Source organism: Sphaerobacter thermophilus DSM 20745, from assembly GCF_000024985.1.
GTDB lineage: Bacteria > Chloroflexota > Chloroflexia > Thermomicrobiales > Thermomicrobiaceae > Sphaerobacter > Sphaerobacter thermophilus.
Genome location: NC_013523.1, coordinates 2,541,698 through 2,553,692 on the forward strand (window position 1 = coordinate 2,541,698; position 11,995 = coordinate 2,553,692).

Annotated in this window: 8 protein-coding genes; 6 read left to right on the plus strand and 2 right to left on the minus strand. The window is 69.6% G+C overall.

What is annotated here, in order from left to right; all coding sequences use genetic code 11:
* The first annotated feature begins 280 nt into the window (after positions 1-280).
* Complete coding sequence (locus tag STHE_RS11475) at positions 281-850, plus strand: hypothetical protein (RefSeq protein ID WP_012872749.1); 570 nt, start codon at positions 281-283, stop codon at positions 848-850.
* A 145-nt stretch (positions 851-995) separates the two neighbouring features.
* The gene (locus tag STHE_RS11480; RefSeq protein ID WP_012872750.1) at positions 996-1,715 is read left to right on the plus strand and encodes a class I SAM-dependent methyltransferase; all 720 of its coding nucleotides are present in this window, start codon (positions 996-998) and stop codon (positions 1,713-1,715) included.
* A gap of 54 nt (positions 1,716-1,769) precedes the next feature.
* On the opposite strand, the gene STHE_RS11485 is transcribed toward STHE_RS11480, so the two are convergent.
* Positions 1,770-2,660, minus strand: coding sequence for a universal stress protein (locus tag STHE_RS11485; protein WP_012872751.1), 891 nt, complete (start codon positions 2,658-2,660; stop codon positions 1,770-1,772).
* Between the two features lie 229 nt (positions 2,661-2,889).
* Here STHE_RS11485 and STHE_RS11490 point away from each other — a divergent pair, with 229 nt between their 5' ends.
* From STHE_RS11490 to STHE_RS11505, 4 genes are all read left to right on the plus strand, one after another.
* Positions 2,890-3,957, plus strand: a complete 1,068-nt coding sequence (locus STHE_RS11490) for an Ldh family oxidoreductase (protein ID WP_012872752.1) — start codon at positions 2,890-2,892, stop codon at positions 3,955-3,957.
* Between the two features lie 146 nt (positions 3,958-4,103).
* A complete protein-coding gene (locus STHE_RS11495; RefSeq protein ID WP_012872753.1) occupies positions 4,104-4,871 on the plus strand; it encodes a sugar phosphate nucleotidyltransferase in 768 nt (255 codons plus the stop codon).
* A gap of 182 nt (positions 4,872-5,053) precedes the next feature.
* Complete coding sequence (argS, locus tag STHE_RS11500) at positions 5,054-7,228, plus strand: arginine--tRNA ligase (RefSeq protein ID WP_012872754.1); 2,175 nt, start codon at positions 5,054-5,056, stop codon at positions 7,226-7,228.
* Positions 7,228-8,205, plus strand: a complete 978-nt coding sequence (locus tag STHE_RS11505) for an arginase (RefSeq protein ID WP_012872755.1) — start codon at positions 7,228-7,230, stop codon at positions 8,203-8,205. Before argS ends, STHE_RS11505 begins: the two co-directional genes overlap by 1 nt.
* Positions 8,206-8,824: 619 nt before the next feature.
* Here STHE_RS11505 and STHE_RS11510 read toward each other — a convergent pair.
* Complete coding sequence (locus STHE_RS11510) at positions 8,825-11,776, minus strand: FAD-binding and (Fe-S)-binding domain-containing protein (protein ID WP_012872756.1); 2,952 nt, start codon at positions 11,774-11,776, stop codon at positions 8,825-8,827.
* Between the last annotated feature and the right edge of the window lie 219 nt (positions 11,777-11,995).

Consider the following 11,995-nt stretch of genomic DNA (forward strand, 5'->3'; position numbering starts at 1 on the left):
CTCCCGCACCGCGGTCTGTGCACCGGGGCGCGGGCCGAGCGTGGTCGCCTGCGCGGTGAACGGATCCGGCACCGTGGTCGGCCCGCGCCCGCCCGTGCCCGGGGGTAACCCCCCGGGCACCGACCACCGCCCTCAACCCTCCTACCACGCGGCGAACCGAGACCGCCCGCGCCCCGTTACCCGGCCTCCGCGCTGGATCCTCCGGCCACACGCCCCGGAGCGTGCTATGGTGTGGCGCGGGCGCGCTGGGCGCAGCCATGGGAGAACGAGGAGTGGAGCGATGGGCCGCAGGGAGCCGCGACCGACCGGCGTCACGTTGATCGCGCTGTACGAGTTCTCCACCGCCGCGGTGTGCTTGCTGGCGACCTGTGTCGTGCTCGTGTTCCTCACGCCCGCCATGCTCTTCACCGCGAGTCGCCCCAGCGAGGCGGTCGGCGGGCTCTTCTTCGTGCTGCTGCTCTTCGGGTTCTTTCTGGCCTTCGCCATCGGCTCGGCGTTGGTCGGCTGGGGATTGCTCCTGCAGGAGCGCTGGTCGCGGATCGGGGCGATGGTGCTGGCAATCCCGGCCCTGCTCGGCTTCCCGGTCTGGACCGTGGCCGCGATCGCGGTGCTGGTCTATCTCGCCAGCGGCGAGGGGCGAGCCGCGTTTGAACAGGTGTCCGCGCCCGAGGAGAGGGCTCCCGTCACGAGCCTGGCGCCGCCCGCACCGCCGCCTCCGCCGCCCGGTATGGGTCGGAGCGGCTCAAGGGCGGGGGACGAACACGGCGGCGCGGACTCCCCGGCGGAGGAGACGCGCGAGGTGCAGCCGGCAGACCGCGAGCGACCGGCCTCCGGCCCACCGGATGATTGAGCCGCCGGGCCAGGGTCGGTTCGCCACCCGCGACGAGACGCTGTGTATACGGCAGCCCACGACACCGTGTAGATCAATACCCGCGCCGGCCGGCTCCGTGTCTGCGCGTCGCCGGGCCCGCGCGACCGTTGGAGGAGGGGTTGCGGTGCGCTATTCGGATGAGGAGACAGCGGCCCTCTATAACGTGCTCAACCCGTGGGGACCGAGCGACGAGTTCTACCTTGGCCTCGTCATGGAGGCCCGGGCGGTGCTCGATGTCGGCTGCGGGACGGGCACGCTGCTGCACCAGGCGCGGGATGCCGGGCACACCGGCCGGCTGTGCGGGGTGGACCCGGACCGTGCGATGCTCGGGTTGGCACGGAGGCGGACCGATATCGAGTGGTGGGAAGGCAAGGCGGCGGCGATGCCATGGTCGAACGAGTTCGACCTCGCCGTGATGACCGGCCACGCCTTCCAGTGTCTGGTCGACGATGACGACTTGCGCGCCTCGCTGGCGGCGATCCGCCGCGCGCTGGTCGAAGGCGGACGCTTCGCGTTCGAGACCCGGAACCCGCTGGTCCGCGAGTGGGAAACCTGGACGTCGGACCATCCAATCGATGTCGTCGATCCGGCGGGCCGGCCGCTCCGCGTCTCCTATAGGGTGGAGGCGGTTGTTGGCGACGTGGTCACGCTCGTTGAGATTACCAGCGAGCGGGACGGCACCGTGCTGCGAGAGGACCGCGCAGACCTGCGCTTCCTCGACGCCGACACCCTGGCCGCGTTCCTCACCGAGGCAGGATTCCGGATCGAGGCCCAGTACGGCGACTGGTCCCGCGCGCCGTTCACCGAGACGAGCCGGGAGATCATCACCATCGCCCGGGTCTAGGGGGTGTGGCGGCCGGCACGTGGCCGCCACAACGTGTGCGATCGAGAGCGGTGGTTAGTTGCCCGCGTCGCCCGACTCGGCGATCGCCCCCTTGGGCTTCACCATCATGACCGGCGTCTTGCCCAGCTTCAGCACCCGCTCGGCCACGCTGCCGAAGACAAGCCGGCTGAAGCCGCTGCGGCCGTGCGTCGCCATCACGACCAGATCGATGTCCTCCTCCTGCTCATAGGCTAGGAGCTGTTCGGCCGCGATCCCCTCCAGCGTCTGGGTACGCACGCGCAGCCCCTCGCCCTGGAGCCGCTCGCCCACCTTGGCCAGATATGCGTTGGCGTCGGCGATGAGCTGGGCGACGACCTCGTTCAGGGATTCGACGGCGGGCGGGGTCTGGGCCGGCGGCGTCAGCATCGCGTAGATCTGGGTCGTCTCGGCCACACGCACCAGCGACAGCTCCGCGTCGAACGCGCGCGCGATCTGCACGGCGTAGGAGAGCGCGGCCTCCGCGTAGGCGGAGCCGTCAAGGGGCACCATGATCCGGCGGAAAGTGCCGCCCTCGGGCTGTGCCATCCCGGAGCGGATCAGGAGCACCGGAACGCCGGCCCCACGCACCACCCGCTCGGCCACGCTGCCGTAGATCCAGCGGCCGATCCCGCTGCGGCCGCGCGTGGTCATGACGATGACCGGGTCGATCATCTCCTCGGCGCCGTCGACGATCTGCTCGGCCGCGTCGCCGATGCGGATCGAGATCTGCACGCGGTCGCCATAGCTACGGGCCTTGCCGCGCAGGTAGGTGCGCGCCTCCTCCTCCGCCGACGCGGGCTCGTCGGGCGCGATGACACGCATCAAGTGGAGCGGGGCACCGGAGCGCTCGGCGATAGCCGCTGCGAAGGGCAGCGCTTCTTCCGCTAACTCCGACCCATCCAGTGGGACGATCACCGTTCCGATCATCGCGTATGCTCCTATCCTGTGCCCGAGCGGCGTACTCCTCTCGCAGCGGCACGCCGCGTGCCCAGACGGGACGACTGTCTCTCAGTCTAGAACAGGCACCATGGCAAAGGAACCACCGAAGTGGGGCACCGCGTGACAGACCCGTTGCAGCGACCGGCTCCGGGGCGCGGTATCATGCGCAGCACGGAGATCCGGTCGTGGGAACCCGCGGAGAACGGGGGGAGATCGAATGGGCGAGCCGAACGTGCGAGTCGACGCCGCGGTGCTGCAGCAGTTCACGGCCGATGTGCTGGTCGGATTCGGGCTGAGCCGTGACGAGGCGGCCATCACCGCCGAGGTGCTGATCGCGTCCGACATCCGCGGCATCGACTCGCATGGCGTCCCCCGCCTCGGCTACTACGCCGAGCGGCTGCGGAAGGGTTTGATCAACCTCACGCCGAACTTCCGGGTCATCACCGAGACCCCGGCCACCATCGCCTTCGACGCCGACAACGGCATGGGCCACCCGGCCGCCTACCGCGCCATGCGCCGCTGCATCGAGAAGGCGCGCGAGACCGGCCTCTGCATGGCCACGGTACGCCACAGCAACCACTTCGGCATCGCCGGGTACTACGCCATGATGGCGCTGGAGGAGGGGCTGTGCGGCGTGGCGATGACCAACGCCACCCCGCTCGTGATCCCCACCTTCGCCCGCGAGCCGTACCTGAGCACGGCGCCGATCGCGGTGGCCATCCCCGCCGGTCGTGAGCGGCCGATCGTCGTCGACCTGGCGACCAGCACCGTCGCCTGGGGCAAGATCGAGATCGCCCGGCGAGAGGAGAAGCCGATCCCGTGGGGCTGGGCCCTCGACGCCGAGGGGAACATCACCACCGACCCCTTCGCGGCCGTGGCGCTGACCCCGCTCGGCGCCACGCGGGAGCTGGGCAGCCACAAGGGGTACGCGCTGGCCCTCGTAGTCGAGGTGCTTTGCGGGCAACTGGCCGGCGCGGCCTGGAGCCGCTACGTCGCCGGGTCGCGCACCGTGCCGCCCCGGCCGGCGAACATCGGCCACGCCTTCATGGCCTGGCGCATCGACGCCTTCCGCCCGGAGGAGGAGTTCCTGGCCGAGATCGACCAGATGCTGGCCGAGTTGCGCGCGGCCGAGCCGGTCGAGGGCCAGCCACGCGTCTACGTCCCCGGCGACCCGGAGGACCTGGCCGAGGCCGACCGCCGCGCCAACGGCATCCCGGTGCACCCAAAGGTGCTGGCCGAGCTGCGCGCCCTCGGCGACGAGGTCGGCGTTCCAGCGCCGTTCTAGGCCGCTCGGGCCCGTCATCGGCCCGGTGCTATACTCAGGAGCGGACCGGGAAGCCGGTGCAGGGGGGTCTGCGCCGGCTCCGACCGTATCCGACAGCGAGCGAGGCGCGAGAGCGCCGTCACGCGACGGACGGGGGACACGCCGCGATGAAGGGGATCGTCCTAGCGGGAGGATTAGGCAGCCGGCTCTATCCGTTGACCCACGCGACCAACAAGCACCTGCTGCCGATCTACGACCAGCCGATGATCTACTACCCGATCGCGACCCTGGTAAACGCGGGGATCGACCACATCATGGTCGTCACTGGCGGTCCACACGCGGGGCACTTCCTGCGCGTCCTGCGCGACGGCAAGCACCTGGGGGTGCGCCACCTTGAGTACACCTACCAGGAGAACGAGGGCGGCATCGCCGAGGCGCTCAGCCTGTGCGAGGACTTCGCGGATGGCGACGATATCTGCGTCATCCTGGGCGACAACACGACCGACGCCGATATCCGCCCGGCCGTTGAGTCATTCACGGGGGGCGCGCTCCTGTTCCTCGCCAAGGTGCCCGACCCGCACCGCTTCGGGTGCCCCCGCTTCGACCCGAACGACCCGACGCGCATCCTCCGCATCGAGGAGAAGCCGCGCGAGCCGGCCAGCAACTACGCGGTCACCGGCCTCTACATCTACGACGCACGCGTCTTCGACTACATCGCGCGCCTGGAGCCGTCGGATCGCGGGGAGCTGGAGATCACCGACGTCAACAACTTCTACCTGGAAGACGGCCTCCTCCGCTGGGTCGAACTGGAAGGGTTCTGGACCGACGCCGGGACGTTCGAGAGCCTGCACCGCGCCAATCGCTACTGGGCCGAGCGCCGTGGCTGGCGCGCGCAGCCGGTGGAGGATACGTCATCCGTCGTGCGTAAGGCGTAGGGCGAGTTGCGTGTTCCGTGTTGCGTACTGCGTAGTGCGTAGTGCGTACACCTCCCCTCGCCCCTGGTGGGCTCCGCCCAAGAGGGGCCGGGAGCAAGGGGAACGCCTGACGCACGGCGGAACACTCAGTGCGCACTACGCGATACGGAACACGCAATACGCAACACTAACAGGAGCCCGCGATGGTAACGACGTTTCAGACTGAGGAGCGGCGGGCCGCCGCGCTGATCAACGACGCGCTGGAGGAGCTCGGCTACGGCCGGCGTGAGTTCGACATGCGCGCCATCCCCTTCGCCGGCGTCTGGGGCACCTCCGCCTCGGTCAGCTATCAGATCGCCACCGAATTGGTGACGGCGGAGGCCGCCGCCGAGCTTGAGGGACTCTCCAAGAAGGAAGCCAAGCGCCGCACCCAGGAGCTGGTCCGCCAGCGCGCGCAGGCGATCGCCGAGCAGGTGGCTGAGCGGCTGCGGGCGGCCGACGGCTTCGCCAGCGTCGAGGCGGTCAACGGCTACATCAACATCGGCTTCGACACCAACCGCTTCAGCAATGAAGTGGTCCACGCCGTGCTCACTACCGGCGAGGACTACGGCCGCGGGGAGCCGAAGACCGACCGGGTCATGGTCGAGTACTCCCAGCCGAACACCCATAAGGCGTTCCACGTCGGCCACCTGCGCAACGTCTGTCTCGGCAACGCCCTCAGCCGGATCATGAAGTTCGCCGGGTTCGACGTGCTGCAGGCGAACTACATCGGCGACATCGGCCTGCACGTCATCAAGACGCTGTGGTGCTACCAGCGGTTCCACCAGGGCGAGGAGCCGCCGCGGGCGCAGCGCGGCCGCTGGCTGGGCGAGATCTACACCGAGGCCGATCAGCGGCTGAACTACCGCCAGGACGTGGTCGACCTGCTCAACGACCTGGCCCGCAACGACGCCACCTTCCGCGAGGCGGTCGACCGCATGATGAAAGAGCTCTGGCGCGAGCATAAGGTCGGCGAGGATGTCGCCTACCTGCTCGGGCAGATCGCCAACGCGCGCGAGATCAAGACCGACGCCTTCTACGACGACGAGACGATCAAGAAGTTCTGGCCGATCGTCGGCAAGCAGCTCACCACGTCGCTGGAGGCGGTGCGCGAGAACCCGCCGCAGCCGGCCGCCGAGGGTGAGCCGCAGCCCTTCACCGCCGCCGACTACGAGGAGCGCCTGGAGCGGTGGCGGCGGCTCGGGGAGCACCTGGACTGGTGGCCGCACGTGCCCGAGTGGCAGCGCGAGGTCCGCCAGACCTTCCAGCTCTGGGAGAAGAAGGACCCGGCCTTCGTCCAGCTCTGGGAAGAGACCAAGGCCTGGAGCATGGAGGAGTTCCACCGGATCTACGACCAGCTCGACGTCCACTTCGACGTCTGGTTCTACGAGAGCGAGGTCGAGGAGCCGGGCCGGCAGATCGTCCAGGAGCTGCTGGAGCGAGGCATCGCCGAGATCAGCGACGGGCTACCGGTGGTCAAGATCGACGAGAAGCTGGGGCTGGAGAAGGAGACGTATCGGACCCTGCCGATCCTCCGCTCCGACGGCACCACCCTCTACTCGACCAAGGACCTGGCGCTGACCAAGATGAAGTTCGAGCAGTACCACGTCGACCGCTCGATCTGGGTGGTGGACGTCCGCCAGAGCCTCTACTTCCAGCAGATCTTCAAGATCATGGAGCTCTGGGGCTTCGAGCAGGCGGAGAAGTGCTACCACCTCAGCTACGAGACGGTCATGCTGCCGACCGGGGCGATGAGCAGCCGCTCCGGCAACGTGGTCCTGTACGAAGACATCGCCGCGCGGGTGCTGCAGCGGGCACGGGAGATCATCGACGAGAAGAACCCGAGCCTGCCGGACGAGGTCAAGGATCGCATCGCCAACGATGTGGGCCTGGGCAGCATGAAGTACGGCATGCTCATGCGGGACAACAACCGCGTGCTGGTGTTCGACATCGAGGAGGCCCTCTCCTTTGAGGGGCACGCTGCCCCCTACATCCAGTACGCCCACGCCCGTGCCTGCCGCATCCTGGAGAAGGTCGACCAGATCCCGACCGAGGGGCTGACCTTCACCGACCTCACGACGGAGGAGATCAACCTGATCCAGCAGGTCGCCATCTTCCCGAGCGAGGTCGAGCGAGCCGCCGCGGAGTACAAGCCGCTGGTCATCGCCAACTACGTGTACGAGCTGGCGAAGCGCTTCAACGACTTCTACCGCGCCTGCCCGGTGCTGCAGGCGGAGGAGCCGCAGCGCTCGGCCCGACTCGCGCTGGTCGCCGCCGCGCGCCAGACGCTGGCCAACGGACTGGGCCTGCTCGGCATCGCCGCGCCGGAGACGATGTAGTGGAGAGCGACAGGATCCGCGAGGCCGTTGCCACGACCAACCGCCTGAAGGCGGGGCCGATCCAGCCAGTGTGCTTCCCGCTGGCGCTCGGCGCCGTACGCGCGGGGGTCGAGCTTGGCGCGGCTGCGCTGGACGACGCCCTCCGCGCGCGCCTGATCCGCCGCGGGTTCCCAGACCTGCTCAACCGCCTACGCCCAGCCATCACGATCCCGGCCCCGCAAGCCGGTGACGAACCGCTTGACGGCCGCAGGCGCCCGGGCGAGGCCATGTACCTCGACGAGATCGCCGCGTCGATGCCACCGCTCGCTTCGGCCGTGGCGGACGCCATCCGCGACGGCGCGCTGGCGCTGGCGCTCGGCGGGGACCACGCGCTCTCCCTCGGCACACTGGCCGGCGCCGCCGCCACCGCCGAGCGGCTGGCCGTCCTCTGGATCGACGCCCACGGCGACATCAACACCCCCGAGACCAGCCCCTCGGGCCATGTCCACGGCATGCCGCTGGCCGCCGCGCTCGGCCGCGGCCCGTCGGTGCTGACCGACCTCTTCGCGGAGACGCCGCCGATCCGCCCCGAGGACACCGTCATGCTCGGCCTGCGCGATCTCGACCCCGGCGAGCGCGCCTGGCTGGCCGAAGGAACCATTCACTACGCCACGATGGCACACATCGACGACCGCGGGCTGGACGCCACCATCGCCGACGCCATCGACCGCCTCCGCGCCTCCGGCGCCGACGCCGTCCACGTCAGCTTCGACCTCGACGTGCTCGACCCGCTGCTGCTGCCGGGGACCGGCACCCGTGTGTACGGCGGCCTGACTTTCCGCGAGGCAGCGCGCCTGCTGCGCATGCTACGCGACTCCGACCTGCCGATCCGCTCGCTCGACTGGGTGGAACTCAACCCCGCCCTCGACCCCTCCGGCGGCAGCACTGCCGTCGCCGCCGAGCTCCTCGCCATCGCCCTCGGCGAGACGACGGACTGATCCGGCATATGGGGTCGGCCGGGAGGGGGTCCCAGCGGCAGTACGGGCCCGGGGCTGAAGCCGCCGGGCTGACCACGAAAGCCGGCTGAAGCCGGCTGGAATCCCGCAGGGCTCAGATGCTGCTAGTACGGTGTCCAACGGCCAGGTAGGTGCCCGGGGCTAAAGCCGCCGGGCTGACCAGGCGAAGTCCACTGAAGGGACTGGGGACGCTGTGTCCGCTGGGATGCCGAGGCGGATACGCCTGGATGTCGCCATTACAGCCCCTTCAGTGGGCTTTCCGTTTTCAGCCCGGCGGCTTTAGCCCCGGGCACGCGCCGAGCGGCGGGACCGAATGCCGGGGTGTGAGTTCTGTTCTGCCCCAGCCGGCTTATGATGTTTCACAACTTAATCGGACGATCTCTCCGAGGACCACTGCCAGGTGCGACGGGACACGGCAAACGCTGCGCTGAGCGCTCCGCACGCACCGATGTGCCCAGGCAGGCATGATCCGAATTAGTTGTAAAACATCATCAGCCGGCATTCGTGGTCAGCCCGGCGGCTTCAGCCCCGGGCCCGTACCGACCGCGTGCGCTCGATGAGGCCCACCTCTGCCGGCACACGACAGAGACCGCCGCCCGGCTCAATCTGCCGCCTGGGTCGCCGCGGGGCGGACGGCGGGGGCGAGGCGGGTAGCCAGAACCTCGGCGATGTGCAGCGGGCGGCGGTGGGTGAAGTGGCCGATCTGTTCCCGGCAGGAGACACCGGCGACGGCGATCATCGTCCCCGCGCTCTGCGCCTCCACCTTCGGGAAGAGCCGCTCCGCGCCGATCTTGCGCGACACCTCGTAGTGCTCCGCCTCGTAGCCGAACGACCCGGCCATGCCGCAGCAGCCCGCGCCGCTCTCCTCCGCCTCGCAGCCGGCGGCCCGCAGCACCGCCATCGACGGCCCGACGCCGATGAGCGCCTTCTGGTGGCAGTGGCCGTGGAAGAGCACCTTCGGCCCCGGATCCTCGCGCCACGTGATGTCCAGCTCCCCGTTCTCGGCCAGCCGTGCCAGGAACTCGTCGATCATGAAGCTGTTGGCAGCGATCTGCGCCACCGCAGGATCGTCCGGCAGGAGGTCGGCGTATTCGTCGCGCAGCGTCAGGATGCAGCTCGGCTCGGTGCCGACGATCGGCACCCCGCGGCGCGCGTAGTCGGCCAGCGCCTCGACGTTCCGGCGTGCCAGCTTGCGCGCCCCGTCGACCAGCCCCTTGGAGAGCATCGGCCGGCCGCAGCAGGCGCGCTGCCGCACGATCTCCACCGTGTACCCGGCCGCCTCCAGCAGGCGCACCGCCGCCTTGCCGATCTCCGGGTAGTTATAGTTGGTGAAGGTGTCGTGGTAGTAGACCGCCACCCCGCGCGTGCCGAGCGGCGCGCTCGGCTGGCGAGCGCGGAACCACTCCTCGAAGGTCTGGCGCGCGAAGGGCGCGATCTCCCGCTTCGGGTGGACGCCGATCGCCCGCTTGCCCACGTCCCCAAGTGGGCTGCGCAGCATGAAGTTCGCCAGCGGTGCCACGCGCGAGCCGAGCCGGTTCATGGTGTGGATATGGCCGAAGACACGGGCGCGCAGCGGCGTGCCGTGCGCCTCGTAGTACTGCGCCAGGAACTCGGTCTTGATCTTCGCCATGTCCACGCTGGAGGGACACTCGGTCTTGCACGCCTTACAGGAGAGGCAGAGGTCGAGGACGTCGTACGTCTCCTTGGCGGTGAGCTGGCTGTGGGACAGCAGCCGGCCGGACAGCGCGGCGCGCAGTGCGTTGGCACGGGCGCGCGTCGTGTCGTGCTCGTCGCGCGTCGCCATGTAGGAGGGGCACATCGTGCCGCTGCCTACCTTGCGGCAGACCCCGGCCCCGTTGCACATCTCGATCGCGGCTGCGAAGCCCCCCTCGCGGGCGAAGCTCAGGTGCGTCTTCGGCTCCAGCGTGCGGTAATCCGGGCCGTAGCGCAGGTTCTCAGTCATCGGCGGGCAGTCGACGATCTTTCCCGGGTTCATCAGCCCGTCCGGGTCGAAGGCGGCCTTCAGCTCACGCATGCACTGGTACAGCTCGGGGCCGAAGATCCGCTCGTTCAATTCGCCCCGGGCCAGCCCGTCGCCGTGCTCGCCGCTCATCACCCCGCCAAACTTGATCGCCAGGTCCGCCGCCGCCTCGGTCAGCTCCCGCATCGTCCGCACCCCGGCGGCCGTCTTCAGGCTCACCAGCGGGCGGACGTGGAGGCAGCCGGCGCTGGCGTGGGCGTAGAAGGCCGCGCGGGTGCCGTGCTCCGCCACCAGCCGCAGGATCTCGCGGACGTACTCGGCCAGGTGCTCCACCGGGACGGAGACGTCCTCGATGCAGGCGATCGGCTTGGCGTCGCCCTTGATGCTCATCAGCAGACCCAGGCCCGCCTTGCGTACCGACCAGACGTCGGCCTGCTGCTTCGGGTCGTAGACGGGCAGCGGGTCCTGCACCACGCCCTGCTCGGTCAGGTGCCGGGTCAGGCGCTCGACCTTGGCGCGCAGCTCCGCCTCGCTCTCGCCGTAGAACTCGACGGCCAGGATCGCGTCCGGGTCACCCTTGATGAAGGAGATCTGCCGCGCGTAGCCCGGCTGCTGGCGGGTGAGCGAGATGAGCATGCGGTCCATCAGCTCCACCGCCGACGGCTCGCACTCCAGGATCGTCGGCGTGGCCTCCATGGCGCGCACCAGGTCGTCGAACTGCAAGAGCACCAGCGCGGTGCGCGTCGGCCGCGGCACGAGGTTGATGGTGTACTCGACGCCGAGGGCCAGCGTCCCCTCGGAGCTGGCCAGCAGGCGCGCCGGGTTGAAGCCGTCCTCGACCAGCAGCTCGGGCAGGCTGTAGCCGGTGGCGCGGCGCCAGTGGCGCGGGAAGTCGCGCTGGATGGCGGCGCCGTAGCGCTCGCGCAGGCTGAGCAGGGCGCGGTAGAGCCGCCCCTCGCGGGTGTCCTGCGCCGCCTTGGCGGCCACCTCATCGGGCGTGAGGGCGCGGAAGGTCAACTCGGTGGCGTCGGAGAGGAAGACGTGCGCGGCCAGGACGTGGTCCTTGGTCATGCCGTAGAGAATCGAGTGGGAACCGGAGGCGTTGTTCCCGACGACGCCGCCGATGGTGGCGCGGTCGGAGCTGGCCGGGTCGGGGCCGAACATCAGACCGTAGCGGGCCAGCTTGGCGTTGAGCTGGGCAAGGACGATACCGGGCTGCACACGAGCCACCCGCGCGCTCGGGTCAACCTCCAGAATCTGGTTGAGGTATTTGGAGGTATCGACTACGAGCGCTGCGCCGACTGTCTGTCCGGCCAGGCTGCTGCCCCCGCCGCGCGGCAGGATCGGCACGCCGTGCTTGGCGGCCAGCTCGATCGTGGCGCGCACGTCGTCGACCGTGCGCGGCAGCACCACACCGACCGGCTCGATCTGGTAGTTGCTGGCGTCGGTGCTGTAGAGCATCCGGGAGTACTGGTCGAAGCGCACCTCACCGCTGATCCGCCAGCGCAGCTCGGCCTCGAGCGCCCGCGCCGCCTCGCTGCCCGGCGTCACGGCCCGCACGGTCGCCACCATGGTCGTATTCCTCTCCAGCACAACGCTCCTCGGGCCGGCACCGGCGGTCGTCCCCAGCCCGCCTTGCCGCACCCAGCCAGCACGGCACCTCGGTGCCCACATCCCGTGGTGTTGAGTGTAGCACCTGGCGGGCGGGCCTGCCCGGCATCTGCATGGGGAGGCAGGACGAGTTACGCGTGTTTTCGGTTGAGTGCTGATGAGATAGAAAAAAAGGAATTG

What these genes read in the sequence shown, in the direction of transcription:
- STHE_RS11475 (WP_012872749.1), top strand. Translation starts at nt 281, where the DNA reads ATGGGCCGCAGGGAGCCGCGACCGACCGGCGTCACGTTGATCGCGCTG.
- STHE_RS11495 (WP_012872753.1), top strand. Translation starts at nt 4,104, where the DNA reads ATGAAGGGGATCGTCCTAGCGGGAGGATTAGGCAGCCGGCTCTATCCG.
- STHE_RS11490 (WP_012872752.1), top strand. Translation starts at nt 2,890, where the DNA reads ATGGGCGAGCCGAACGTGCGAGTCGACGCCGCGGTGCTGCAGCAGTTC.
- STHE_RS11510 (WP_012872756.1), bottom strand. Translation starts at nt 11,776, where the DNA reads ATGGTGGCGACCGTGCGGGCCGTGACGCCGGGCAGCGAGGCGGCGCGG.
- STHE_RS11485 (WP_012872751.1), bottom strand. Translation starts at nt 2,660, where the DNA reads ATGATCGGAACGGTGATCGTCCCACTGGATGGGTCGGAGTTAGCGGAA.
- argS (WP_012872754.1), top strand. Translation starts at nt 5,054, where the DNA reads ATGGTAACGACGTTTCAGACTGAGGAGCGGCGGGCCGCCGCGCTGATC.